The following is a 24,343-nucleotide window of genomic DNA, read 5'->3' on the forward strand; positions in this document are numbered from 1 at the left end:
GGCCCGGTTGAGGTAGAGGAGCACGGCCAGTACGCGGCGGTGGTCCTCCGCGGAGTTGGCCAGGCCGAGCTTGGTGAGGATCGAGCTGACGTGGGTCTCGACCGTGCGGTGGGTGAGCCACAGCCGGCGGGCGATGCCGACGTTCGTGCGGCCCTCCGCCATCAGCGCCAGCACCTCGCGCTCGCGGGCGGTCAGGGAGGCCAACGGATCGGCGGCCCGGTGCGCCCCGATCAGACGCGACACCACCTCCGGGTCGAGGGCGGAACCTCCGGCCGCCACCCGGCGCAGCGCGTCCAGGAAGTCGTCGACGTCGAACACCCGGTCCTTGAGCAGGTAGCCGAACCGCCCCCGGGACACCAGGTCGACGGAGTGCCGGGTCTCGACGTGCTGGGAGAGCAGGACGATCCCGAGCTCCGGATGGGCGTCGCGGATCCGCCGGGCCGCCCGGACGCCGTCGTCGGTGAGATCGGGCGGCATCCGGATGTCGATGACCGCCAGATCGGGACGTGTGGCCATGACCGCGGAGACCAGCTCCGGGGCGTTGTGTGCCTTGGCCACGACCTCGTACCCCGCGTCGGCCAGCAGGCGGGCCAGACCTTCCCGGAACAGCGCCGAGTCCTCGCCGATCACCACGCGCACGGCAGCACCGCCTCCACCAGGGTGCCGCCACCCGCCGGGCTGGACAGCCGCAGCGTGCCCCCGGCCGCCTCGACCCGGTCCGCGAGCCCGGCCAGCCCGGCGCCGGGGCGCATCGCCGCGCCGCCCGGCCCCTTGTCACCCACCCGCACCGTGACCCGGTCACCGACCCGGCTGACCCGGACGCCGATCGGGACCGGGCCGGCGTGCTTGACCGCGTTGGTCATCGCCTCGCTCGCCACGTAGTAGGCGGTCATCGCCACGTCGTCGGGCAATTCGTCGGCGCAGACCTCCAGCGCCACCGGTACCGGTGCCTGGCCGGCCAGCATGGCCAGCGCGTTGCCGAGCCCGTCGTCCAGGCTGCTCGGCCGCAGGCCATGTGCGATCTGCCGCAACTCGGCCACGGCCACGGCCAGTTCGGCCACCGACCGGTCGAGCAGGTCGTCGACGTCGACCGTGCCGTCGTCCAGGTGGCGCTGTGCCAGGCGGATCGCCATGCCCAGGGAGACCAAGCGCTGCTGCGCCCCGTCGTGCAGGTCGCGTTCGAGCCGCCGCCGTTCCTCGTACCCGGCGTGCAGCAGCCTGCCGCGGCCGGCCTCGGCCTCGGCCAGCGCCCGGCTGACCTCGATGCGCAGCCGGACCACCTCGACCAGCAGCGCGCAGGCGGACGCCACTTCGCGCAGCAGTTCCCGGCTGCCGGTCGTGCCCCGCACGATCGCCCCGATGTCGTGCCCGCCGAGCCGGATCGGCGCCACATGCGCCTGCCCCGGGTCCAGCGCCGCGCCCGCCGCGTCGACCAGCCCGGACGCGCTGGGAAGCCGGTAGCCGACCCGGAGCAGCGGATCGCGCAGCGCCTCGCGCAGCGCCTGCTCCAGCTGCTCCGGCCGGGCCTGTCCGGCGTGCATACGGCCGCGCAGCCCCTGAACGGTCGTCAGCGCGGCCTGCCGCGCGGGGTAGAACCGCCCGTCGACCCACCGCTGGAGCCGGGTGCGCAGCGGGGACAGCGCGGCGGCGCAGACGGCGGTGGCCGCGGCGGCCGCGACCGGTGAGGACCGTCCGGCGCCGAGGCCGGCCACGAACGAGGCGGCCGTGTAGAAGCCCAGCAGGATCGTGGTCACCAGGCCGTAGGTGACGGCGGTGCTGATCGCCCGGTCGATGTCGTAGAGGTCGTGCCGCAGGATCGCGATCGTGGTCGCGGCCGGAATCGCCAGGGCCGCCGCCGCCAGGCCGACGACCGCCAACTCCGGCCCGCCGAGGAACAGGTAGCCGGCCCAGCACAGCAGCAGCGTCAGCGGCAGGAAGGCGGCACCGAGCGCGAACCACTTGAGCTGCGCCCGCCTCGCCTCGTCGGCCGCCCGCCGGTAGCGGACGACCACCGCCGCCGCGGACGCGATCAGCAGCCCGAGGAAGACCGGCAGCAGGGCGAACGCCACCACGCGCAGCACCGGGAGGCAGGGCTCGGGCACCCGCACAGGGTGCGGGGTCGCCTCGAACGGCGGCCGGAACGGTGCAGGGTCCAGCGCCGCGATCAGCATGAACAGCGGCGGCACGACCAGCAGTCCGGCCGCCGCCCACCGCCGGCGCCGGCCCGGCAGCCTCCCGTCGGGGAAGACCAGCATGAGCAGCGCGGCCGGGACGTACAGGAACATCCAGTCGCCCTGCGACAGGGCCGCGTACCACTGCGCGAACGGCAGGTCCGTCCGCCGCGCGAGGAGCAACCCGCACAGCTCGCCGACCGTGAGCCACACCGCCGTAGCGCCGACCAGCACCAGCAGCAGCCCGACCACGCTGTCCGGACAGCGCACCGCCACCACCACGCCCAGCACGACGGAGGGCAGCCCGAACGCCACACCGATCGCGAACGCCGTGGTGGCGCCCCCGTCACCGCCGAGTACCGCCAGGATCACTCCGGCGGCTGCCAGCACGCTCGTCAGGACCGCGGCGGCGACAGCGAACAGACCCCGAGTTGCCACGCGCTCAGAGTAGGACAGCGGTCACCGGGAGTGAATACGTGGCAGCACGGAGAACGGTCCCGGGCCCGCCCCGATCCGCGGACCCGACCCGCGAACCCAGACTGCGGACACGACACCAGTGCTTCCGACACCGGTACTTCGTCCCTCACTCAGGAGGACCACGTGAACCGCACCCGCCTTCTTGTCACCGGACTGGTTCTGTCCGGCCTGCTCGGCCTCATCGACGTGATCTCGCTGCCGTTCGGCGACGGTGAGCACCCTCCGGTCGCGGTGGCCGTCGTGGGTGCCGTACTCGGGCTGATCACCCTGGTCGGCGCCGTTCTGGCCTGGCGGGGCAGCCGCGCCGGCGCGGTGGCCGTGATCGTCACCCGGCTGCTGTCGGGGCTCAGTGCCGTCCCGGCGTTCTTCGTCGACGACGTGCCCGGAGCGCTGGTCGGCGCGGTCGCGTTCGCCCTCCTCGTCACCCTCGCCGGCGTCGCGCTGGTCGCCTCGGCACTGCGGACGCGCGCCGTGACGGAGGGGTGACCATGACCTCCACCACGCCGGACACCGCCCTCGGCACGCCGGACACGCCTGGAACGCCGGGAGCGCCGACCCGGCGCCCCGTCCGCGACCTGCGCGGCTTCTGGCAGGTGACGGCGGCGGTCCTCGGACTGACCTCGTAGACGGCGATCCGGTTCTCGGCGGCCAGGGTGCCCACCGCCCTCGGGGCGGTGCCCACCGCCTCGAGTGACCCGTCGGGCCCGGCGTCCACGTGGACGCCGCGGGCGGCCAGGAAGTCGCGCATGCGCTCGGGCTCGGGCGTGCGGATGAGGACGTAGGACCGGGAGTTGCCCGTGATGAAGTCCTCCACGGATGTGTCGGCGAGGAGCCGGCCGCGTCCGATCACGACCAGGTGCCCGGCGGTCAGCGCCATCTCGCTCATCAGATGGCTGGAGACCAGGACCACACGGCCCTCGTCCGCCATGCGCTTGATCAGGTCGCGGATCCGCTTCACGCCCTCCGGATCGAGGCCGTTGACCGGCTCGTCGAGCAGCAGTGCCTGAGGGTCACCGAGAAGAGCGGCAGCGATGCCGAGACGCTGAGCCATGCCCAGTGACAGCCCCTTCGCCCGCTTGTCCGCGACACTCGCGAGCCCGACCGTCTCCAGGAGCTCGTCGACCCGCCGCAGCGGCAGCCGGTTGCTGCGGGCCAGACCAGCCAGGTCTCCCCGCACGCTCCGACCGCTGTGCACCGCGCGGGCGTCGAGCAGCGCGCCCACGGCGGTCAAGCAAGGGGCGGGGCAGGTCCTCGTAACGCTTGCCGTCGATGAGGACTTCGCCCGAGGTGGGACGGTCGAGACCGATCATCGCGCGGATCGTCGTCGACTTTCCGGCGCCGTTGAGCCCCAGGAATCCGGTCACCCGTCCCGGCTCGACGCGAAAGCTGAGCTCATCGACCGCCCGGGTCTTTCCATACCATTTTGTCAGCTCTCACACTTCGATCACCACAATGAGTCCCCTATGATCAACTTTCCGTACATGAACATGGGTGTGGAAAGGGATGGGCCGGCACCCGACTTCCCGTTCAGTCACGTCGCGCCCGTCCCGGTGCCGCGGCAGACCGCGCGGGGCGGGCCTCCCGGGGATCGGAGTCACTCGTGACCTCCGGAATCACCAGGACGCCACGAGTGGTCAGTCGCCGGTCGCGCGGCACGCGCCGTCGCCGCGATCCGCTCCAGCGCCGCCGCGTGCCGCGCGAACGCCTCCCGCCCCTTCGGCGTGAGCCGTGCGAGTGTGCGCCGGACGCCCACACCCACCTGCTTTCGCACCTCGACATACCCCTCGGCCGCGAGTGCCGACAACTGCTTGGACAGCGCGGAGTCACTCGTGCCGATCGCATCCCGGATGAATCCGAACTCGGTCCATCCCGCGGGCGCCAGCAGGGCGACGATCGTCAGCCGTGGGGCCGGGTGCAGGAAGGCGTCGAAGTCGGCGTCCATCAGTACCGCCGCTCCGCCCGACGTCGCAGCCGCGCCTCGGCAGCCCTGCGAGCACGAGGTGCCACCAGCAGGCAGGCCCCGACCACTACCGCGGCGGCGATGAGATGAGGTGTCGGCACCCCGCCCGAGGAGAGCGCCGCCGCCAGCCCCCGGAACACCCCGAACGCGGCGATCCCGCAGGCCAGCCCCACCAGCGCGGCTCCGGTGCCCAGCCTGTTGCGGACCGGCGCGCCGTGCGTGCGGCGGACCACCATCAGCGCCACCAGCAGCAGCCCCGGGACCAGCACCGCACCACCCCAGGGATTGGGCAGGTCAAAGGACGCAAAGGAGATGAACAGCAGCAGCGCCGCCGTCAGGAGGGAAGAACGGGAGAGGTCGAACCGCAGTTCGGCCACACCCGACTGTTCCTGCCGTCTGCGGATGTCCTCGAGCGCGGCTTGAGCGTCGGCCGGCGTCACGGCCTGCCGATCGAAGGGGTTCCTGTCGTGCTTGCCGTCGAACGCCATCGACCCTCACACCCTCCTGAGGAGCACTTCTGCTTTCCTGTCAAGAAAGTAGCAGGTACTTTCCCGAAAGGAAAATAGACTCCGCGCGCAGATCAACAGCACAGGAAGACGGAAGGGGAGGGCCCGTGAAACCTTTGGTGCTCGAGGAAGTGTCGAAGCGCTTTGGATCCCAACAGGCGCTGGACTCACTCATGTTGACCGTAAGACCGGGGGAGATATCCGGCTTCGTCGGCGGCAACGGGACAGGCAGGACCACTGCCATGCGCATCGGCGTCGGGGTGCTTGCACCGGACCGCGGACAGGTGCTCTGGGGTGAGGCACCGGTCGGGAGACTGGAGTCGGCACGGTTCGGCTACATGCCGGAAGAGCGCGGGCTGTACCCCAGGATGACCGTGGCCCGGCAGCTGATCTACTTCGGCGAACTCCACGGGCTGTCCCATGCCGATGCCTGTGAGGCCATGGTCCGCTGGACGGAGAGGCTGCGGATCACCCAGCACCGCGACAAGCGGGTGAACACCCTCAGCCTGGCAACCAGCAGCGCGTCCAGTCAGCCGCCGCCCTGGTCCATGATCCCGAAGTGCTCATCCTGGACGAGCCGTTCTCAGGGCTCGACCCGCTCGCCGTCGACGACATGAGCGACGTCCTTCGCGACAAGGCGGCACAGGGTGTGCCCGTGCTCTTCTCCAGCCACCAATTGGATCTGGTCGAGCAGCTCTGCGACCGGGTCTCGATCGTGCGCGCCGGACGCCGCGTGGCCTGTGGTTCCCTCGATGAGCTGCGGCCCGCGGAGGCGAGCGGCCAGGTGTACGTCGAGGTCGAGGGCGCCGGCGAGGACTGGCCCGCGGGCTGCACCGCGGCTGCCGGATTCCGGGCGCACCAGCAGGGCGTCCTGGTCGACCTCGCCGTGGGCCGCACCGAGAACGACCTGCTGGTGGAGGCCGTGCGGCACGGCACCGTAAGGCAGATGCGGCGACACGTACCCAGCCTCGTCGAGCTGTTCCGGGACCTGGTCGAACCGGTCGGGGACCCGCCGCCCGCGGGCTCCGCGGCCACCGGCGCTCCGGCCCCGCGGCCTCTCGGTGGATCTCAGCGGTCTGGACGTCCACGGGCTGGTCGAGCTGGTGCTGATCATGGTGGTGGCGGTGGTCGGCAAGACCGGCGGCACCTACGCCGCCGCGCGGATCGGCCGACTACCGGCACGTTCGGCGGCGATGCTCGCCGTCCTGATGAACACTCGGGGCCTGACGGAGCTGGTGGTGCTCTCGGTCGGACTCCAACTGGGCCTGCTCGACCAGGAGCTGTACTCGATCATGGTCGTCATGGCCCTGGTCACCACGGCCATGACCGGCCCGCTCCTCACCCTGCTGGACCGCCGCGCCCCGGCCGGGCCGCCGGTGTCCGGCGACCGCGGGGACACGCGCCGTGAACTTGGAAGCCCTGCGGAACCCTGGACCGCAGGGCCCGCACTTCACCGACAATCCCGAAGAGGCACAGGAGATGCTCGCCCTCGCGAACCTGTTCATGAGACGGCCAGACGAGGCAGAGGCCCAGCTGAGCGCGCACCCGACACAGGCCGCCGGGACGCCGTGCCCTGATCTTACGGCGCGGGGCCGACTGCCTGCGGGGGCACTGCGGGCCTGCGCGAGCTGAACACCGACGCCTGGAGCCGGCCGGCCGGGTGCAGGCCAGTCAGGCCAACCAAAACCCTCTGGACCAAAAGGCCTAAAAACCTAAATCACGACAGACCCTGTTGGGCGAGGAGGTGCAGCCGTAGGGCGACTTGGATTTCGAGGGCTTTGCCGGGGGTGTTCCAGTCGGGGCCGAGGAGTTGTGAGACGCGGTCGAGACGCTGGACCACGGTGTTGACGTGGACGTGGAGGGCGTCCTTGGCCCGGGCGAGGCTGGCACCGTGGCTGAAGTAGGCGGTGAGGGTGCGGGCGAGTTCCGTGCCGCGCTGGGTGTCGTAGGTGAGAACGGGGCCGAGGACGCGGTCCACATACCCGGTGATGTCCGTCCGGTCGCCGAGGAGGACACCGAGGAAGCCGAGGTCGGTCAGGGCAGCGCCGTCGCCGGTGCGGCCGAGTGCTTCGAGCGCCTGGATGCAGCGATGTGCCTCGTCGTGGGTGTGGGGAAGGTGTTCCGGTCCCGTGGCGGGGCCTGCGGCTCCGACCGTGATGGGGGTGCCGAGGCCGCGGGTCAGTTCGTGGGCGAGTTCCTGGGCGAGTGCGCCTGGATGCGAAGTGGGTGCGAGCAGGATGGTGTGCCCGCTGCGGGTGCCGGCCAGGCCGCCGAGCGCGCGTGCACGGCGCGCGGCCTCGGTCAGCAGGCGTGAGCGCAGGGCCGGGTCACAGGTGAGGACGAGGACCGCGTGGGGCCGGGCGAGATTGATGTCCAGCTTTCTGGCGCGCAGCGTCAGGCTGCCCGTGTTGCGATGGCCGCCCGGTGGCTGGGCGGTGAGCAGGTCGTCGAGGAGTTCGCCACGGACGCGGTCCTCCGCTTCGGCCACCGACCGGCGCAGGAGGAGCAGCAGGGCGGTGACCAGACCGGCTCGTTCGAACAGATGCCGGTCGGCGTCCGTGAGATCGGCCCGGCCGGTGAGGACGAGACTGCCGAGGAGTTCCGGGCCCGCCAGGACGGCGCACACCCAGCTGCCGTCGACGGGGACGGCCCGCCCGCCTCTGCGGGACGCTTCGATTCCCTGCTCGGACAGGATGACGGGACCGGTTTTCAGGCGGGCGAGTTCGGTGCCGTCCGCGTCGTGGACGGCCAGGCCTCCGCCGAGGAGGGCCGCGATCTCGCGGGCGACGTCGTCGACTTCGCCGCCTCTGAGGACCAGGTCGGTGAGCCGGTCGTGGGCGTCGGCCGCGCGGTGCAGGGCGTCGCTGTGGGCGCGAGCCGTTCCGTTGGCGGCGTTCAGTTCGACAAGAGCGGAGCGGGTCTCTTCCAGCAGGCGTGCGCTGTCGATGGCCACGGCGGCGTGGTCGGCCAGGGAGGAGAGCAGGGCGATGGCCTCGGGAGCGAAGTCGCGCGGAGTGCGGTCCGCGGCGAACAGGACGCCGATCACACGTCGGCCGACGCGCAGTGGTACGCCGAGGATGCCGCGCAGGCCCTCCTCGTTGACTCCTTCGTCAATGGTTCCGGTGTGCTTGAAGCGGTGGTCGGTGCGGTAGTCGGGGCTTGCGTAGGGGCGGGCGGTCTGCGCGACCAGACCGCCGAGTCCTTCTCCCATGCCGAGGCGCAGTTGCTGGAACTTGGCGGAGACCGAGCCGGCGGTCACCCGCATGAACGTGTCGCCCGCGGCGGGGTCGTTCAGGGTGAGGTAGGCGATGTCGGTGCCCAGCAGGGTGCGCGCCCGGTGCACGATGGCGCGCAGTACGGAGTCCAGGTCGCGCAGCGCGGCCAAGTCGCCCGCGGTGTCGAACAGGGCGGCGAGTTCGGCCTCCCGTCGCCGACGCTGGGCCAGGGTCCGGTGGATGTCCAGCGCGGTCCGGGTGGCCTCGTCGATGACGTCCTGGTCGTGCGGGTCGGCGCCGGCGGCGCGTGCCTGTGCCGCCGGCTGGGCCAGTTGCTCGGCCGGAGCGTCCGCGGCGAGCAGGGCGAGCAACTGCCGGAGTGCTGCCGTCGCCGCGGTGGAGGCGTCGTTCTTGGTGGTCATGACGGCAGTCTTCCCTCCGGCGCCGCGGCTGGTGCGTGGATGGGCTGGGGTGGCTGGTCCAAAGGGCGCTGCGCCCGAAGTGGACGTGCCGCGGTCCGCCCGTGCCCTCCTTGACCGAGCGGACCGCGGCACAGTGACTTCTCAGACCTGGTGGGTACTGGCGACCGGTGCCTCCTGCTGCTGCTTCGGCGGCACATCCGTGGTCGAGACGGTCAGGTCACGGCCACGGGTCTCCTTGATGACGACGACGGTGATGGCGGTGATCACCGCGGCGGCACAGAGGTACACGGCGATGGGAGTCGACGATCCGTAACGCCTGAGGAGTTCGACGGCGATGAGGGGGGCAAGGGCGCCGGCGACGATGGACGCGAGCTGTGAGCCCACGGAGGCCCCGGAGTAGCGGACCTTGGTGTCGAACATCTCGGAGATGAAGGCGGCCTGGGGACCGTACATCGCGCCGTGGAGCAGCAGGCCCGCGGTGACCGACAGGGTGATCACGGTGAAGGACTCCGTGTCGACCAGGGAGAAGAAGAAGAACGACCAGACTGCCATGCCGATGGCGCCGATCAGCGTCACGGGCCTGCGGCCGATGCGGTCGGAGAGTGCTCCCCACAGCGGGATGGTGACGAAGTGGACGGCGGATGCGATCAGGACGGCGTTCAGCGCGGTGCTCTTCGGCAGTTCCAGGTGGGTGGTGACATAGACCAGCAGGAAGGAGGTCACGATGTAGTAGGAGATGTTCTCGCCGAACCGGACGCCGATGGCCCCGAGCACCTCACGCCAGCTGCGGCGGAAGACCTCGATGACGGGCGCCTCGTCCTTGGCTCCCTTGGCGGCGTCCGCTTCGGCCTTGGCCTGGGCGGCGAGGAAGACCGGCGATTCGGTTACCGAGAGGCGGATCCACAGTCCGACCACGACCAGGACGCCGGAGAGCAGGAAGGGGATGCGCCAGCCCCAGGACAGGAACGCCGCTTCGGACTGCACGGAGGCCAGCAGCGCGAGGACGGCGGTGGCCAGCAGGTTGCCGGCGGGGACGCCGCACTGCGGCCAGGAGGCCCAGAAGCCGCGGTGCTTGTCGCCCCCGTGCTCGGAGACGATCAGCACGGCGCCGCCCCATTCGCCGCCCAGGGCGAAGCCCTGGATCAGGCGCAGGACGGTGAGCAGGATCGGGGCGCCGACGCCGATGGTGCCGTAGGTGGGCAGCAGGCCCATGGCGAAGGTGGCGCCGCCCATCAGGAGCAGGCTGAGCACGAGCAGCTTCTTACGGCCGATCTTGTCGCCGTAGTGTCCGAAGACCATGCCGCCGATCGGCCGGGCCAGGAACCCGATCGCGTAGGTCATGAAGGCGAGCAGCGTGCCCACCAGCGGGTCGCTGCTGGGGAAGAAGAGGGTGTTGAACACCAGCGCGGCGGCGGAGCCGTAGAGGAAGAAGTCGTACCACTCGACGGTGGTGCCGATCAGGCTCGCACCGACGATACGGGCGATGCCGCCGGAGCGGGGCGCGCCCGGCTTGGCGGTTGTGGTCTCGGTCATGGGTTCACCGATTCTCGGGTGCGGGTGCGGGGACAGGCGTGGGGGGCAGTCGTGGGGACAGGGTGGCGCATGGGCGGCGCATGGGCGGCGCCCGGGGCGGCGGGTCAGCAGGCTCCCCAGCCGCCGTCGAGGGGCAGTGAGGTGCCGGTGATGTAGCTGCTGTGGTCGGCGCACAGCCACAGCGCGGCCGCGGCGACCTCCTCCGCTTCCAGCAGGCGCTTGATGGGTGAGCGGGTGAGCAGCACATCGGTCAGGACGTCTTCGGGGCTGATCCCGTGCGCGACGGCCTGGTCGCGGATCTGGTTCTCCACCAGGGGGGTGCGGACGTAGCCGGGGTTGACGCAGTTACTGGTCACGCCGTGGGGGGCGCCCTCGATCGCGACCACCTTGCTCAGGCCCTCCAGCGCGTGTTTGGCGGCGACGTAGGCCGACTTGTAGGCGCTGGCCCGCAGTCCGTGGACGCTGGAGATGTTGATCACCCGTCCCCAGCCCTGCGCGTACATGTGGGGCAGGCTGCGGCGCAGCAGCAGGAACGGAGCGGTCACCATGACCTGCTGGATGAGGGCGAACCGCTCCGGCGGGAACTCCGTCACGGGCGCCACGTGCTGCAGGCCGGCGTTGTTGATCAGGATGTCGACCTCGGCCGGCAGCGCGTCGATCGCGGCCGGGTCGGCCAGGTCGGCGATGTGCGCCTCGCCGCCGATCTCGGCGGCGACCGCCTTGGCTGCCTCGGCGTCCCGGTCGACCACGTACACCCTGGCGCCCGCTGCTGCCAGCGTCGCGGCGCACGCCTTGCCGATACCGCTGCCACCGCCGGTGACCAGGGCGGCCCGGGACGTCAGGTCCACGCCGGCACCCGTGGACGCCGAGCGGACGGTGGGTGGACGGAATTCGCTTGTCATGGCCGGAAACAGTAGGGACACCGTCACGTCACACCTATGTATTCGACAGACACAATGAGACCTCGGTCTGTAGCGGGTGCCACCACAGACCGAGGCGTTCGGTCGGGCAGGGCGTGCGGCGGCCGTGGCGCGGGGCCGCGGCCGCCGGGTGGTCACCCGTCGAGACGGCAGCTGGTGAGCAGGCTCGCCGGGGTGGCGCCTTCGGGCCGGACGACGGTGTGGCTCGCGGGCGGACGGTGCCCGGTGGTGAGCCAGCTCTCCAGGGCGGTGAAGGCCGAGCGGTGGCAGGGCAGCAGGGGCCGGAGCCGGTCGGGGAAGCTGTCGACGAGGGAATCGGTGTGCGTGCCGTCCTCGATGCGGTAGTAGCGGTGCAGGTGGCCGCGGCCCGATTCACGGATCATGCGGGAGTAGGCGTCGGAGTTCTCACTGCTGGGCAGCAGGACGTCCAGCGTGCCGTGGACGGTGATCAGCGGCTTGCCGATGCGGCCGGTCAGCGCGACGCGTTGCACGGCCTTGTGGACCTCGGCCGGACGGGTGGCGTAGTCGTAGTCGGCGTCGCAGCCGGGGGTCCTGGGGGCGCAGTACGGTGTGCCGGCTTCCGTCGCACCGTCGAAGGAGGGGTCGAACTCCTCGCGGTAGATGCGCTGGGTCAGGTCCCAGTAGACCTGGTGGTGGAAGGGCCACAGGAACTCCGAGCCGGCCGGGAAGCCCGCGCGGTGCAGTTCCTCGCGTGCCGGTTCGGCGGCGGGACCGCCCGCCGCGTAGGCGGGGTAGTGACGCAGGGTGGGCGGCAGGAAGGTGAGCAGGTTGGGGCCCTTCGCGTGCCAGAGGGCACCTTCCCAGTCGACGCCGCCGTCGTACAGCTCGGGGTGGTTCTCCAACTGCCACCGCACGAGGTAGCCTCCGTTGGACATCCCCGTGGCCAGGGTGCGCACGGGCGGCCGGTGGTACCGCTGGGCGACCACCGCGCGGGCGGCGCGGGTCAGCTGGGTGAGCCGGGTGTTCCATTCGACGACGGCGTCACCGGGCCGGGAGCCGTCGCGGTAGAAGTCGAGACCGGTGTTGCCCTTGTCGATGGCCGCGTAGGCGTAGCCGCGGGCGAGCACCCAGTCGGCGATGGCCCGGTCGTTGGCGTACTGCTCACGGTTGCCGGGGGTACCGGCCACGATCAGCCCGCCGTTCCAGCGGTCGGGCAGCCGGATGACGAACTGCGAGTCGTGGTTCCAGCCGTGGTTGGTGTTGGTGGTCGAGGAGTCGGGGAAGTAGCCGTCGATCTGAATACCCGGCACACCCTCGGGAGCGGTGAGGTCCTTCGGGGTGAGGCCGGCCCAGTCGGCCGGGTCGGTGTGGCCGGATGCCACGGTTCCCGCCGTGGTCAGCTCGTTCAGACAGTCGGCCTGCTGATGAGCGGCACCCGGGACGCGGAGGTGGGACTGGTTGGCGCAGTGGCCGGCGGCGCGGTCGGGGGCCGGCCGGGCCGAGGCCGATGAGGGAAGCAGGGCTACGGCAGTGGCCAGGGCGAGAGCACCGAGTGCGGTGCGCCCTCTCCAGCTCGAACTGACGCCGATGGACAAAGCCATGGAGGACCTCCAGGGGACGGCGGTGGATGGACGGGCTGGAGGCTAGGCGGCAGATCCGGCGCGGGAACATGTGTGTGCCCGCCATGACGACGGCTTCTCTCAGGTGGGCCGCCGCCATGACGGGCACGGGACCGTGGATGCTGTGGGGAGGCGTCCACGGTCATGACCGGCCCCGCGTCAGGTGCAGGTTCCGTCCGCGACGGTGAAGTGGCCGGCGGGTGACTCCTTCAGGGTGTGGGTGACGAATATGTTGTACAGACCCATGTTCTGTTCCGAACCCTTGGCGTAGGTGTAGCCGCCGCTGGTTGTGGCGCGTCCTGCCTGAACGTGGGCGTAGTTGGTGGCGGTCCAGCAGGCGGTCACGCCGCCGGTGGTCCGCGCGGTAATCGCGCCGGAGAGCCGTCCCGGCTCGCCGTCGGCGTCACGGGCGGCGACCGCGTAGGTGTGGGAGGAGCCCGCGGTCAGGCCGGTGTCGGCGTGGGACGTGGCGTCCGCCGTGGTGAGCAGGACACCGTCGCGGTGGACGAGGTAGCCGTCGGCGCCGTCGACGGGGTCCCAGCTCAGGCGGATGGTGGTGTCGGTGGCATCGCTCACGGTCAGACCGGTCGGGGCGGGCAGCTTATCGTCCTCGAAGGGTTCCGACAGGCCGAAGAACTGGCTGATCCAGTGGCTGGAGCAGATGGAGTCCTGGAAGTTGGCGGTGCCGGTGCTGCCACACTGCTGAGCCCCGCTGCCGGGATCGACCGGCGTGGCGTGCCCGATGTCCGGGACGCGGTTCACCTCGACGGCCACCGAGCCGTCCGCGGCGGCGTACTCCTCGTGCCGGGTGGAGTTCGGGCCGATCACGGACGTGCGGGTCGGCTTCTGGGACAGGCCGTGCAGTGCGGTCCACTGGTCGCGCAGTTCGTCGGCGTTGCGGGGGACGACCTTGGTGTCCTTGTCACCGTGCCAGACGGCCACGCGGGGCCAGGGGCCGGACCACGAGGGATGGGCGTCGCGAACCCGCTGCGCCCATTGGGCCGGGGTCAGGTCGGTTCCGGGGCTCATGCAACTGCCGGCGGCTATGGGGTCGTTGGCACAGCCGTAGGGCAGACCCGCGACGACCGCGCCGGCCTGGAAGACGTCCGGGTACGTGGCGAGCATCGTCGACGTCATGGCGCCGCCGGCGGACAGGCCGGTGACGTAGGTCCGCCGGGCGTCCGCGCCGTAGGCGGAGACCGTGTGCGCGGCCATCTGCCGGATCGACGCGGCTTCGCCCTGGCCTCTGCGGTTGTCGGTGGGCTGGAACCAGTTGAAGCACTTGCTCATGTTGTTCGCGAACGTGGTCTCGGCGAACACCACCAGGAACTTGTGCCGGTCGGCGAGTTCGGGCAGGCCGGAGTTGTCGGCGTACGTCTGGGCGTCCTGGCTGCAGCCGTGCAGCGCGAACACCACCGCCGGCCGGTCGGGCAGGGACGCGGGCCGGTAGACGTACATGTTCAACTGGCCCGGGTTGGCGCCGAAGTCGGTGACCTTGGTCAGGCCGACCGCGGCATGAGCCGTAGGCGCCGGACCGACCAGGGCAGCGGCGAGGACGAAGACCACGACTGCCACGAGACGGGACAGCGATCCGCGCCACCCACGCCCCGACGGGCGCGGCAACGCAACCGGTGGCGGTACGGACGGGATACGGGACAGCGGGGCGGTGGTTCCCCAGAACGGCGACTGCATGGCGGCTCCCTCGGTGTCATGGGGGACACCGGGCGCACTCCTGGCTTGATTCAGCCGAAGTGGCCCGGTGTCCGGCACCGTAGGGCGTGGCTGACGAGCCACGGTATGGCAGGGATCCCCACAGCCCGCTTGCCACGACAGGAACGCGCGGGGATTGTGCCACCAGCACGTATCTGTTACTCAGACACCGGCAGGCGCTTCCAGACGTGCGGGCACGAGCAGGTCGGCGCCTGTCGCGGTGCGCACGTCGTCGACACTGACTCCGGGGGCGAGTTCGGCCAGCGAGAACCCGTCGGGGGTGATGTCGATGACGGCGAGATCAGTGATGACGCGCTGCACGACACCCGTGCCGGTCAGCGGCAGATCGCACTTCGCGACGAGCTTGGGGCTGCCGTCCTTGGCGGTGTGCTCCATCAGCACGATGACCCGGCGGGCCCCGTGGACCAGGTCCATGGCACCGCCCATGCCCTTGACCATCTTTCCCGGGATCATCCAGTTCGCCAGATCCCCGGAGGACGCCACCTGCATGGCCCCCAGCACGGCGGTGTCGATGTGGCCGCCGCGGATCATGCCGAAGGACAGCGCGGAGTCGAAGAAGGACGCCCCGGGCAGCACCGTCACCGTCTCCTTGCCCGCGTTGATCAGGTCCGAGTCGATCTCTTCCTCGAGCGGGTACGGGCCGACGCCGAGGATGCCGTTCTCGGACTGCAGCACCACCTCGACGCCCGGCGGCAGGTGATTCGGGATGAGAGTGGGCAGGCCGATGCCGAGGTTGACGTACGTGCCGTCCACCAGTTCGCGGGCGGCCCTGGCCGCCATCTGCTCGCGAGTGAGCGCCATGTCAGGCACCGCCTTCCTGCTCGGTACGCACACACCGTCGTTCGATCCGCCGCTCGGCGGCCGGATCGTCGGGAAAGACCCGAACCACCCGCTGCACGAACACCCCCGGCAAGTGCACCTCGTCCGGATCCAGTTCACCCGGCTCCACCAGGTGCTCGACCTCGGCGACGGTGACGCGACCGGCCAGCGCGGCCAGCGGGTTGAAGTTGCGGGCCGAGGAGCGGAACACCAGGTTGCCGTGACGGTCCCCGACGGTGGCCCGCACCAGGGCGTAATCGGTCCGGATGCCCTCCTCCAGCAGGTACTCACGGCCGTCGAACGTCCGCGTCTCCTTCGGCGGCGACGCCACCGCGACCTGCCCGTCCGGGGCGTACCGCCAGGGCAGCCCGCCCTCTCCGATCTGCGTCCCGGCCCCGGCCGGCGTGTAGAACGCCGGGATGCCCGCCCCGCCGGCGCGCAGCCGTTCCGCCAGCGTCCCCTGCGGCACCAGTTCCACCTCCAGCTCGCCGCTCAGGTACTGGCGGGCGAACTCCTTGTTCTCACCCACGTACGAACTGGTCATGCGCGCGATCCGGCCGGCCCGCAGCAGGAGCCCCAGCCCCCAGTCGTCCACTCCGCAGTTGTTGGAGACGACCTTGAAACCGCCCGCACCCTGCTCCAGCAGCGCGGCGATCAACGCACTCGGTATGCCGCACAACCCGAACCCGCCGACGGCCAGTGACGCCCCCTCGGGGATGTCCGCCACCGCCTCGTCCACGCTGTCGACCGTCTTGTCCAGCCCCATACTGCCCCTCTACGCCAAGGGGCGCGTACGCCCCGAACGGCCCAGGCGCGCACATCGTCCGACCTGTGCGCCGCGGCCCTTTCAACGACGCAACGACCCTAAGGACGCACGACAGCCGACCGGTATGGCTGCCTTCGACACCTTCCGGCGGAGCAGAGTGTGGCTCGCGACCAGGCCCAGCGGAAAGACACATGCCCGGGCTCACCGGCCTCGCGGCCGGCCGCTGTAGCGCCTGCGACCACACCTGCGGCTTTCGGCTGTGCGATCCGGCCACAGCAGCAACGATCCGGCCGTTCGCCACTCGGGCCGGTCGGTCCCGTCCGCACGAGCCGGAAGTATTCCTGCCGCTCGGCCCGGAGCTTCCCGGGCCTCTGTGACTTCCGCTCCTTGCGGATCTCGAAGTCCGTCCCTCCCCTTGAGCCGGGGTGTTGCAACGACCACCGGACCCGGAGTGCTCCGGCGGGACTTCGTCGTCCCACACGCTCTCACACAGGTCTCACCGACTGTGCGGACTCCCCCGGGCCTTGAGGTGAGACTTCGACCTGGCGTTATGCGCCTACCGTGGATCGACTGGACACCCCTGGACAGCCGTTACGACCTGTGCCATGTGGTACCCAGTGAGGGGCCCAGGATCAGCACGGGTGCGCCTTCCGGCTCGTCAAGGCGGTATTGCAGGGTGCTCGGTGGTGTCTCGCTCACCCGTCTGGCCCTCTCTCGTAGCACGAGCTCCCACATGGCTGGGACGGCCCTGGCGGCTTTTTCCCTCCCGTCACGCACCGAGTCGGAACACTGGTGCCGCGTTCGCTCGGTACATGGCTGATGGCGTCCCGCCGGGTGGTGCGGCCGGTCGAGGTGCCGGAATCCGCGGGTCGGGGACGGTGGCTCCGCCGGACCGGGCGTTCAACCCGTCTCAGCGGGGCGCCTCGTGGACCGCCGCCTCTTCGGAGACCGTCAGGGGCCTCGTACCGGAACGCGTCACGCTTGACCCCCTCCGCCACGACGCGGGACACGACCGCATGGCTCGGGCGACTGCACGTCCGCGACGACGGGCGGCCAGGTCGTCCACGGAAGCCGCCTGGAACCGGCCCGCCTACTGCTGGGGGTCGATGGCCCTTCCGCGTCCGCGTCCCCTCGGCGGAATGCCGCCGGAGACGGCACGGCCGGAACACCGGCGCCGTGTGCGAGGGGGAAGGGGACGAAACCGATGACTCCGGCGTGGACGACGCCGGACAGAGCCGACTCGGGCGGCTTCCTCAGGTGATCGACGACGGCGGGGGCGTCCTCGCCGTGCCCGGCGCAGGTACGGTCGCGGTGATCGTCGATCCTGCGGTTCCGAGGTCCGGCAGGGTCTCACACCGCCTTGCGATAGAGCCATACGCCCAGGGGTGCGAACACCAGCACAATGCCCGCGTTCCAGGCGAGCGCCTGCCATACGTCCTGTGCGGCCGGTCCCCCGAGGACCAGGGCACGGACCGCTTCGGCGGTCCTCGACACCGGCTGGTGCTGTGCGAACGCCTGCAGCCATCCGGGCATGGTGTTGACGGGGACGAACGCCGCGGACGCGAAGACCAGGGGGGCCAGAACGGGAAATGCCGCAGCCTGAGCGGTCTCCGGGTCGCCGACCGCCATGCCGACCACCGCAAAGATCCAGGACATCGCGAATCCGAAGGTCAGCACCAGCAGAATCCCGCCGAGCAGCGCCCACACACCAGCGTGGATGCGGAAGCCGATGGCGAACCCCACCCCCGTCATCAGCGCCACCACGAAGACGTTGCGCCCGAGATCCGCTATGGTCCGCCCCACCAGCACCGCGGATCTGGCCATCGGCAGCGACCGGAATCGCTCCATCAGGCCGGTCTGCATGTCGGTGGCCAGGCCGATCGCCGTGTTCATGGCCCCGAAGACCGCTGTTTGCACGAAAATGCCGGGGATCAGGAAGTCGACGTAGCTGACTCCATGGAGGGCCGGCGCGACGACGCCCCCGAAGACGTACCGGAACATCAGCACGAAGACCAGTGGCTGGATGGTCGAAAACACCAGCAGTCGCGGTATTCGTCGCAAGGCGATCAGATTTCGCCATGCGATGGTCAGACCGTCCCCGGCGGTCCGTACAAGTCGCACTCCAGGCTGGGCGAGCAGTCCGGGGAGCCGGGCTGATCCGGTGGCGGCACGGGTCATGACCGGTCCCCGGTCAACTGCAGGAACACGTCGTCCAGGCTGGCTTCCCGTACCGCGACGGTACTGGGCACCAGGCCGTGCGCGTCCAGCAGTCGGAGCACGTCCAGCAACTGGCGTGATCCGTCGCGTGAGGCCAGGCGAACCCGGGACGCGTCGGTGCGGGGCGACTCCGCGAAGCGTCCCCGCAGCAGTTCGGCCGCCCACAGGGCCCGCTCGGCTTCTCCCATGTCGAACTCGATGACGGCGCTGCCCAGGTGCGCTTTGAGGCGGGCCGGGGTGTCGGCGGCGATCACCCGTCCCCGGTCGATGACGACCACCCGATGCGCGAGTCGGTCGGCCTCTTCCAGGTACTGAGTGGTCAGCAGCACGGTTGTACCGCCATCGACGAGTTGGCGGATCATGTCCCAGAGCGCGTTGCGGCTGTGCGGGTCGAGGCCCGTGGTGGGCTCGTCGAGAAAGAGGACCGGTGCGTCAGGAACGAGTGCGGCGGCGACGTCCAGGCGTCTCCGCATGCCGCCGGAGTAAGTCCGCACGGGACGCTCGCCTGCGGTGGTGAGGTCGAACTGTTCCAGCAGTTCGGCCGCGCGGGCCCGGATCCTGGAGCGCCGCACGTGGGTGAGCCGTCCGATCATGCGCAGGTTCTCCCGGCCGGTGAGGTTGCTGTCCACCGCCGCGTACTGCCCGGCCAGCCCGATCAGGACCCGGACGGTCGCCGCTTCGCGGACCACGTCGTGCCCGAGGACTTCGGCGTGGCCCGCGCTCGGGCGCACGATCGTCGTCAGAATCCGAATCGCCGTGGTTTTGCCCGCGCCGTTGGGCCCCAGCAGACCGAGGACGGTACCGGGCCGGACTTCGAAGTCCACCGAGTCCAGTGCCGTCACCGTCCCGAACCGCTTGCTGAGACCGGTAACACTGATCGCTGTCTGGCCCACCGGCCCACCTCTCGGCGCAGCGGAGAACCTGCCCGGTCCATTCTCACCCCGCGGTCGGAAGGCGTCGACCGGGAAGGGCTACGGCGACAGCACACGTCATGTCCTTGGCTCTCTGCGTTCGGTGCGGGCCCGCCGGTGGGAGGCGACCGTGAGGCCGAGCCAGCTCGCCCAGCCGATCGGCTGCGGGGCCCAGTAACTCGCGATCCGATACAGAAGTGTCAGGGCGATGGCCTGATCGACGCGCAGCCCGTAGAACACCAGGAGCGCGGCAAGGCCGGTTTCCACGATTCCGAGGCCGCCGGGCGTGAGCCGCAGGGCTCCCGCCATCTGGGTGAGAACGTAGGCGACCAGCGTCCCCGGCCAGGGCAGCGCGATACCCAGCCCCCATGCGCAGGCGCCGAGGCAGGCCACGTCGAGAACCCAGTTGGACAAGGCCAGGGCGAACGGCGTCAGCCATGGGCGTACGCCGGGCTGCTTCGCTCTCACGTGCCGGACGAGGTGGGACAGCCCTTCCTCGACGCTCCACATGCGGGAGGAGCGGACCCCGATTCGCCGCCACGCGCGCCGGACCCGGCGCCGCACGGGTGGGAAATGCGCCAGGGCGACCGTCCCGGCGGTGACGAGAACGAGGGCCGTCGTCAGCCAGAGCACCGCAGCGCGCAGGCCGGCAGCAGACCCCACTCCCCCACCGGCCAGAACACCGGCCACCAGCAGTGAGAACAGAGCGAGACCGGACATCACACCGGATACCGCGAGGACGGCCCCCGCGAGCACCAGCGACACACGCCGGCGCCGCAACTGCCGGAACAGCCAGGAGGCGGCGAACGCCGCGCCGGCGGGGAGTGCCCCGGCCACCGCGTTGGCCGCCATGACCATCGCAGCCACACGGCCGAACCCCAGACGGGCGCCACCCGCCCTCAGCAGCCACCATTGCATCGCCGCCATACAGAGCAGGGACAGCGCCTCGAGAAGAGCGGCCAATCCCAGCCGCCCCGGCGGGATCGCCCCCATCAGACGCAGGGCCGAGGCCAGGTCGTGGCGCCGGCTCACAGCGACGACCGCGGCTGCCGACACGATGACGGCCGACACCAGCCACCACCCGGGACGCAGGACCCGTGCCACCGGCGGACGGGACACCGGATCCCCGGCGCCGTCCGGTCCGCCCGTGTCCTCCGCCATACAGGCCACGTTACGGGGAGGCTCGCCGCCGACACGGCAAGCTGCGGGCTGCGGCCGGTCAGCGCGACGCCCGGGCCCGCCACCGCTCGGCCTGCCCCGAAGACCGGCTCCCGGCGGATCCGCCGGCCCTGCACGTGATACGGGACGGTGGTGACGACGATCTTCAAAAGCGGCGCAGCGCGTGTGGAAGCCGGGCGGTGGTGCGGCCGGCGGACAGCACCGGCAGGCCACCGGCTTCCGCATCCGCTCGCGCGCGACGGCGGTGCTCTTCGGCGTTCTCTCCGGTGTGCGGGGGCGTCGTGCACTGTCGTGTCGCTCCCAGCCGGGGCGTTGTGTCCGACGGTTCGCGTCACCGTGTCGTGCACGTCGTAGTTGTCGTCGAAGACTCGTGGCTCATCAGATGATCTCCAGAGGGCTGCGGCCCTTCCCGGTACACATGCCGCCGGGGCAGCGGTACTGGACCGTGTGGGACGACGATCGGTTGACGCCCGTACCGGAAGCGGACGAGTTCTTGCGGCATGTGCGCTTCGGCCGTGATCGGGCGGAGTCGACTACGCGTACATGTGCCGGGGCGGTCGTGCTCCATCTGACGTGGTGCCGCTGCGCCGGCCGGGAGGGGACGACGGCGGCGGACCGGTCGGGAAGCTTCGTGTTCTGGCTGCGGCACTCGACCGGTGACGGCAGTCCGGTGGCGGCCGGGCCGGACGGTGAACCCGTTCGCGGGCCGCGCCGGATCAACACCGTGCCGGCCGGCGTCCGCGAGTTCCTCACCCACGGCACGACGCTCGGTGCGGTGCCGACGTTCGTGCTGTCCCAGCTCTACGAGATCGCCGACGGCCGGGACTTGCCGGTCCAGGTCCGCGGCGAGAGAAGCCACCTTCGCTACCGCGCCAAGGCCCGGCACCGGGCCGCCGAACCGCACGGGCCGGTCGGCCGCGCCAGTGACGAGGAGGTCCTTGCCCCGCTGCGGGTCTGCCACCCGGCCCGGGACCGGTTCATCCTCCTGTGGCCGGGGCCGGGAGTCGCACGAAGGCCGTATCCATGATCAATGCGAGCGGGTTCCGACTTCAACCTGGAGGGCGGTTGCCGGTCTCGCGGGCGGCCGCCTCGTGGGCTTCGGAGCGGTCCGGTCGCCGTGCGGCACGTGGCCGGTTTTCGATCCTCCTGCGCCTGGTGCGTCAACCCGGTCGTACAACCTTCACCGGATCGTGGGAGTCTCCCGTGCGGCTGCCCCTTCCGATGGCCGGCCGCCGCCCTGTTTCTCCCCGACGAACAAGGAACCTCCGACTGTCATGCGCACTCCACGTCACTTCTGGAAGACGACCGCCATTGTCGCGGCCGGGCTGTCCGGGGCCCTTGTCCTGCAGAGCATGACGGGTCAGCAGACCGACAGCGCCCCCTCCGACGGCGCACCGGGGCCCGTCACCGGCAAGGCGGAGACGACCGCGCTGCGGATGTCCGGGGACGGTACCGCCGCGTCTCTGGGCAAGCGGGACACCGGACCGTTCAGCATGCTCGGCGTGACCTGGTCCGCCCCGTCCGCCCGCGTCGCCGGCACGGTCGAGGTCCGCACCCGGCAGGCCGGTACGCAGGCCTGGTCGTCGTGGCTGCAGCTGGATGGCGACAGCGGTCAGGGGGAGAGCGGCGCCCTGCGCGGCGGAACCGAACCGGCCTGGGTGGGCCCGTCCGACGGCGTCGAGGTACGCGTCGACGGCGAGGGCACCACCCGGCTGCCGAAGGGTCTGCGACTGGACCTGGTCGACCCCGGCAGCGGCGAGGTCACGGCGCTGGATCCGGCGGCGTACTCGCTCGACGAGGACGAGACGCCCGATCCCTCGGTCTCCGAGCCGGAACCGGGCACGGACCCGGGTGCCGATCCGCAGCCGGATACGACCGTCTCCGAACCCCCTGTCTCCGACAGCCCCGAGCCGGTGGTTCCCGAACCGTCCGCCTCCGACCCGTCCTCCGCTGCCCCGTCGGAGCCGGAGCCCTCGCAGTCCGAGCCGTCCGTCTCCTCCTCGCCCACCGCCTCGCCCAGCCCCTCGGTGAGCGTTCCGCCCGCGCCGCCGTCCACCGCGCCGAGCCCGCCGATCACCACCCGTGCCGCCTGGGGCGCGGACGAGTCGATCAGCCCGGAGGAGCCCGGCTATCTGCCCGGCGGTCGGGTCAAGGCGGTCGTGGTGCACCACACCGCCGAGTCCAACGACTACACCTGCGCCCAGGGCCCGGCCGTGGTCCGCGGCATCTACGCCTACCACGTCAAGCAGCTCGGCTGGAAAGACCTGGGCTACAACTTCCTGGTCGACAAGTGCGGCACGGTCTACGAGGGCCGCAAGGGCGGCGTGGACCGGCCGGTGATGGGCGCCCACGCCTACGGTTTCAACGCCGAGACCACCGGCGTCTCCGTCCTGGGCACCTACACGTCCACCGCGCCCTCCACGGCGGCCATGACCTCCGTCGCCCGCATCGCCGCCTGGAAGCTCGGCCAGTACGGTGTCGACCCCACCGGCACCGCCACCCTCACCGCGGGTGACAGCGGACGCAGCTACTTCGGGAAGACCTGGGCCAAGGGCGCCCCACTGTCCCTGCCCGCGATCCACGGTCACCGCGACGGCTACAACACCCAGTGCCCCGGCGACGCCTTCTACAACAAGCTCGCCACCGTCCGGGCCTGGGCGGGCGGCCCGGTCTCCGGCCTCGCCCTGAAGTCGGTCACCGGCGCCGGGGCGGCCGGCTCGACGACCTACACCAAGAGCTCGGTGACCGTGAACTGGTCGGCCACCACCCCGGCCGCCCTCGTCGCGAAGTACGAACTGCTGGTGGACGGCAAGGTCGTCGCCACCACCGCCGGCACCGCCACCTCCGCCAAGGCCACCCTGACCGCCGGCACCCACAAGGTGGCCGTCCGCGCCGTCCACCAGTCCGGCAGGGCGACCACGACGGCCGCCGCGACCGTCGTCGCCGAGACCACCGCCCCCGCCTTCACCACCAAGCCGAACCTGGCCCTGCGCACCGGCACCGTCAACACCACCGCCGCCCCCCTCACCCTTAAGTGGAAGGCCACCGACGGTGCCGCGCTGAAGGAGGTCCGGCTCACCGCCCCGACCGCGAAGACCTACGGTCCCACCATCACCAGCGCGAGCCACACCGCCAAGTCCGCCACGGCCACCACCTGGTCGCTGAAGGCCTACGACCAGGCCGGCAACACCGCCACCGCCTCGGTCACCGGCACCCCGGTCATCCTCCAGGAGAGCTCCGCCACCAAGTCCGGCACCTGGAGCACCAAGTCCTCCTCCAGTTACCTCGGCGGCAAGTCGTACACCAGCTCCGCCAAGAACGCCTCTCTGACCTGGACCTTCACCGGCCGTTCCGTCGCCTGGGTCGCCTCCCGCGCCACCACCTCCGGTCAGGCGCACATCTACGTCGACGGCACGAAGCTCACCACCGTGGACCTGAAGTCGGCCACCACCAAGTACCGGGACGCGCTCTGGACCAAGACCTGGAGCACGAGCGCCAAACACACCGTCAAGATCGTCGTCGTCGGCACCAGCGGCCGCCCGGCCGTCACCACCGACGGCCTCGTATACCTCAATTGACGTGCTCCCTGGCCTAAAGGCCAGGGATTCCGGCCTGGGTCGTCTGACCCTTCGGGGGGCTTCCTGCTTCACCGCGCTGTGCCGGGACTTTCGACCTGGTCCTACCGGCGCTCCACGAGGCGTTTAGCGTCTCCGCCCGTCCGGCGGCGACGATTCGGCGTCCTTCGAACAGGACGTTGCGGGCCGCGTTGTGGTCACGGTCGTGCACCGTGCCACACTCCTTGCACGTCCACTCCCTCACGTGCAGCGGCTTGGGACCGTCCCGAAATCCGCAGGCCGAGCAGACCTGGGAGGAGGGAAAGAAGCGGTCCACCCTGGCGAAGATGCGTCCGTGCTTGACCGCCTTGTACTCCAGCAT

General features: G+C 70.9%; 21 protein-coding genes and 1 pseudogene. 5 read left to right on the forward strand and 17 right to left on the reverse strand.

Features of this window, described 5'->3' with window-relative positions:
• Both ACFP2V_RS37185 and ACFP2V_RS37190 read right to left on the reverse strand, forming a co-directional pair.
• A partial coding sequence (locus ACFP2V_RS37185) for a response regulator (RefSeq protein ID WP_381220668.1) occupies nucleotides 1-639 on the reverse strand: 639 nt, incomplete at its 3' end.
• On the reverse strand, nucleotides 627-2,609 hold the full coding sequence (locus ACFP2V_RS37190) for a sensor histidine kinase (RefSeq protein WP_381220671.1): 1,983 nt from the start codon (nucleotides 2,607-2,609) through the stop codon (nucleotides 627-629). The genes ACFP2V_RS37190 and ACFP2V_RS37185, both read right to left, overlap by 13 nt.
• 162 nt (nucleotides 2,610-2,771) lie before the next feature.
• On the opposite strand from ACFP2V_RS37190, the gene ACFP2V_RS37195 reads away from it, so the two are divergent.
• Nucleotides 2,772-3,134 carry a hypothetical protein gene (locus tag ACFP2V_RS37195; protein ID WP_109381677.1) on the forward strand — a complete coding sequence of 121 codons (363 nt, stop codon included), beginning with the start codon at nucleotides 2,772-2,774 and terminating at the stop codon, nucleotides 3,132-3,134.
• Here ACFP2V_RS37195 and ACFP2V_RS37200 read toward each other — a convergent pair.
• The 3 genes and pseudogenes from ACFP2V_RS37200 to ACFP2V_RS37210 all read right to left on the reverse strand — a co-directional run bounded on the left by ACFP2V_RS37200 (nucleotide 3,070) and on the right by ACFP2V_RS37210 (nucleotide 5,096).
• A pseudogene (locus ACFP2V_RS37200) lies at nucleotides 3,070-4,078 on the reverse strand (ABC transporter ATP-binding protein). The gene ACFP2V_RS37195 and the pseudogene ACFP2V_RS37200 overlap by 65 nt on opposite strands.
• A gap of 164 nt (nucleotides 4,079-4,242) precedes the next feature.
• Nucleotides 4,243-4,590, reverse strand: coding sequence for a winged helix-turn-helix domain-containing protein (locus ACFP2V_RS37205; protein ID WP_381220675.1), 348 nt, complete (start codon nucleotides 4,588-4,590; stop codon nucleotides 4,243-4,245).
• The gene (locus ACFP2V_RS37210; RefSeq protein WP_381220678.1) at nucleotides 4,590-5,096 is read right to left on the reverse strand and encodes a hypothetical protein; all 507 of its coding nucleotides are present in this window, start codon (nucleotides 5,094-5,096) and stop codon (nucleotides 4,590-4,592) included. Before ACFP2V_RS37210 ends, ACFP2V_RS37205 begins: the two co-directional genes overlap by 1 nt.
• Nucleotides 5,097-5,233: 137 nt before the next feature.
• Here ACFP2V_RS37210 and ACFP2V_RS37215 point away from each other — a divergent pair, with 137 nt between their 5' ends.
• Entirely contained in the window at nucleotides 5,234-5,731 is a 498-nt protein-coding gene (locus ACFP2V_RS37215; protein WP_381220681.1) for an ABC transporter ATP-binding protein, read from the forward strand.
• Here ACFP2V_RS37215 and ACFP2V_RS37220 read toward each other — a convergent pair.
• Nucleotides 5,698-6,072 carry a hypothetical protein gene (locus ACFP2V_RS37220; RefSeq protein ID WP_381220684.1) on the reverse strand — a complete coding sequence of 125 codons (375 nt, stop codon included), beginning with the start codon at nucleotides 6,070-6,072 and terminating at the stop codon, nucleotides 5,698-5,700. The two genes, ACFP2V_RS37215 and ACFP2V_RS37220, sit on opposite strands and share 34 nt — an antisense overlap.
• 103 nt (nucleotides 6,073-6,175) lie before the next feature.
• Here ACFP2V_RS37220 and ACFP2V_RS37225 point away from each other — a divergent pair, with 103 nt between their 5' ends.
• Nucleotides 6,176-6,691, forward strand: a complete 516-nt coding sequence (locus ACFP2V_RS37225) for a cation:proton antiporter (protein ID WP_381220687.1) — start codon at nucleotides 6,176-6,178, stop codon at nucleotides 6,689-6,691.
• A gap of 140 nt (nucleotides 6,692-6,831) precedes the next feature.
• On the opposite strand, the gene ACFP2V_RS37230 is transcribed toward ACFP2V_RS37225, so the two are convergent.
• From ACFP2V_RS37230 to ACFP2V_RS37275, 10 genes are all read right to left on the reverse strand, one after another.
• Nucleotides 6,832-8,751 carry a GAF domain-containing protein gene (locus tag ACFP2V_RS37230; protein WP_381220689.1) on the reverse strand — a complete coding sequence of 640 codons (1,920 nt, stop codon included), beginning with the start codon at nucleotides 8,749-8,751 and terminating at the stop codon, nucleotides 6,832-6,834.
• A gap of 141 nt (nucleotides 8,752-8,892) precedes the next feature.
• The gene (locus ACFP2V_RS37235; protein ID WP_381220691.1) at nucleotides 8,893-10,284 is read right to left on the reverse strand and encodes an MFS transporter; all 1,392 of its coding nucleotides are present in this window, start codon (nucleotides 10,282-10,284) and stop codon (nucleotides 8,893-8,895) included.
• 104 nt (nucleotides 10,285-10,388) lie between these two features.
• Nucleotides 10,389-11,186, reverse strand: coding sequence for a 3-hydroxybutyrate dehydrogenase (locus ACFP2V_RS37240; protein WP_381220694.1), 798 nt, complete (start codon nucleotides 11,184-11,186; stop codon nucleotides 10,389-10,391).
• A gap of 152 nt (nucleotides 11,187-11,338) precedes the next feature.
• Nucleotides 11,339-12,766, reverse strand: a complete 1,428-nt coding sequence (locus tag ACFP2V_RS37245; protein ID WP_381220696.1) for a 3-hydroxybutyrate oligomer hydrolase family protein — start codon at nucleotides 12,764-12,766, stop codon at nucleotides 11,339-11,341.
• A 177-nt stretch (nucleotides 12,767-12,943) separates the two neighbouring features.
• On the reverse strand, nucleotides 12,944-14,476 hold the full coding sequence (locus tag ACFP2V_RS37250; RefSeq protein WP_381220698.1) for an extracellular catalytic domain type 1 short-chain-length polyhydroxyalkanoate depolymerase: 1,533 nt from the start codon (nucleotides 14,474-14,476) through the stop codon (nucleotides 12,944-12,946).
• Nucleotides 14,477-14,656: 180 nt separating this feature from the next.
• Entirely contained in the window at nucleotides 14,657-15,316 is a 660-nt protein-coding gene (locus tag ACFP2V_RS37255) for a CoA transferase subunit B (RefSeq protein WP_381220701.1), read from the reverse strand.
• Nucleotide 15,317: 1 nt separating this feature from the next.
• Nucleotides 15,318-16,100, reverse strand: a complete 783-nt coding sequence (locus ACFP2V_RS37260; RefSeq protein WP_381220704.1) for a CoA transferase subunit A — start codon at nucleotides 16,098-16,100, stop codon at nucleotides 15,318-15,320.
• A gap of 1,350 nt (nucleotides 16,101-17,450) precedes the next feature.
• On the reverse strand, nucleotides 17,451-18,278 hold the full coding sequence (locus ACFP2V_RS37265; protein ID WP_381220707.1) for an ABC transporter permease: 828 nt from the start codon (nucleotides 18,276-18,278) through the stop codon (nucleotides 17,451-17,453).
• Nucleotides 18,275-19,210, reverse strand: coding sequence for an ATP-binding cassette domain-containing protein (locus ACFP2V_RS37270; protein WP_381220710.1), 936 nt, complete (start codon nucleotides 19,208-19,210; stop codon nucleotides 18,275-18,277). Before ACFP2V_RS37270 ends, ACFP2V_RS37265 begins: the two co-directional genes overlap by 4 nt.
• 96 nt (nucleotides 19,211-19,306) lie before the next feature.
• Nucleotides 19,307-20,389: a lysylphosphatidylglycerol synthase transmembrane domain-containing protein gene (locus tag ACFP2V_RS37275; RefSeq protein ID WP_381220713.1), complete on the reverse strand. Its 1,083-nt coding sequence runs from the start codon at nucleotides 20,387-20,389 to the stop codon at nucleotides 19,307-19,309.
• Nucleotides 20,390-20,966: 577 nt separating this feature from the next.
• Between ACFP2V_RS37275 and ACFP2V_RS37280 the strand changes: the two genes are divergently transcribed.
• The gene (locus ACFP2V_RS37280; protein WP_381220716.1) at nucleotides 20,967-21,434 is read left to right on the forward strand and encodes a hypothetical protein; all 468 of its coding nucleotides are present in this window, start codon (nucleotides 20,967-20,969) and stop codon (nucleotides 21,432-21,434) included.
• A 247-nt stretch (nucleotides 21,435-21,681) separates the two neighbouring features.
• Nucleotides 21,682-23,985 (forward strand): N-acetylmuramoyl-L-alanine amidase, encoded by a 2,304-nt coding sequence (locus tag ACFP2V_RS37285; RefSeq protein ID WP_381220719.1) that lies wholly within the window; start codon nucleotides 21,682-21,684, stop codon nucleotides 23,983-23,985.
• A 13-nt stretch (nucleotides 23,986-23,998) separates the two neighbouring features.
• Here the strand turns inward: ACFP2V_RS37285 and ACFP2V_RS37290 are convergent, their stop codons facing one another.
• Complete coding sequence (locus tag ACFP2V_RS37290) at nucleotides 23,999-24,343, reverse strand: zinc ribbon domain-containing protein (protein WP_381220722.1); 345 nt, start codon at nucleotides 24,341-24,343, stop codon at nucleotides 23,999-24,001.

The sequence above is a fragment of the Streptomyces incanus genome, from assembly GCF_042656345.1.
Lineage (GTDB): Bacteria > Actinomycetota > Actinomycetes > Streptomycetales > Streptomycetaceae > Streptomyces > Streptomyces incanus.

What these genes read in the sequence shown, in the direction of transcription:
- ACFP2V_RS37205 (WP_381220675.1), bottom strand. Translation starts at nt 4,590, where the DNA reads ATGGACGCCGACTTCGACGCCTTCCTGCACCCGGCCCCACGGCTGACG.
- ACFP2V_RS37210 (WP_381220678.1), bottom strand. Translation starts at nt 5,096, where the DNA reads ATGGCGTTCGACGGCAAGCACGACAGGAACCCCTTCGATCGGCAGGCC.
- ACFP2V_RS37230 (WP_381220689.1), bottom strand. Translation starts at nt 8,751, where the DNA reads ATGACCACCAAGAACGACGCCTCCACCGCGGCGACGGCAGCACTCCGG.
- ACFP2V_RS37235 (WP_381220691.1), bottom strand. Translation starts at nt 10,284, where the DNA reads ATGACCGAGACCACAACCGCCAAGCCGGGCGCGCCCCGCTCCGGCGGC.
- ACFP2V_RS37240 (WP_381220694.1), bottom strand. Translation starts at nt 11,186, where the DNA reads ATGACAAGCGAATTCCGTCCACCCACCGTCCGCTCGGCGTCCACGGGT.
- ACFP2V_RS37245 (WP_381220696.1), bottom strand. Translation starts at nt 12,766, where the DNA reads ATGGCTTTGTCCATCGGCGTCAGTTCGAGCTGGAGAGGGCGCACCGCA.
- ACFP2V_RS37250 (WP_381220698.1), bottom strand. Translation starts at nt 14,476, where the DNA reads ATGCAGTCGCCGTTCTGGGGAACCACCGCCCCGCTGTCCCGTATCCCG.
- ACFP2V_RS37255 (WP_381220701.1), bottom strand. Translation starts at nt 15,316, where the DNA reads ATGGCGCTCACTCGCGAGCAGATGGCGGCCAGGGCCGCCCGCGAACTG.
- ACFP2V_RS37260 (WP_381220704.1), bottom strand. Translation starts at nt 16,100, where the DNA reads ATGGGGCTGGACAAGACGGTCGACAGCGTGGACGAGGCGGTGGCGGAC.
- ACFP2V_RS37265 (WP_381220707.1), bottom strand. Translation starts at nt 18,278, where the DNA reads ATGACCCGTGCCGCCACCGGATCAGCCCGGCTCCCCGGACTGCTCGCC.
- ACFP2V_RS37275 (WP_381220713.1), bottom strand. Translation starts at nt 20,389, where the DNA reads ATGGCGGAGGACACGGGCGGACCGGACGGCGCCGGGGATCCGGTGTCC.
- ACFP2V_RS37285 (WP_381220719.1), top strand. Translation starts at nt 21,682, where the DNA reads ATGCGCACTCCACGTCACTTCTGGAAGACGACCGCCATTGTCGCGGCC.
- ACFP2V_RS37290 (WP_381220722.1), bottom strand. Translation starts at nt 24,343, where the DNA reads ATGCTGGAGTACAAGGCGGTCAAGCACGGACGCATCTTCGCCAGGGTG.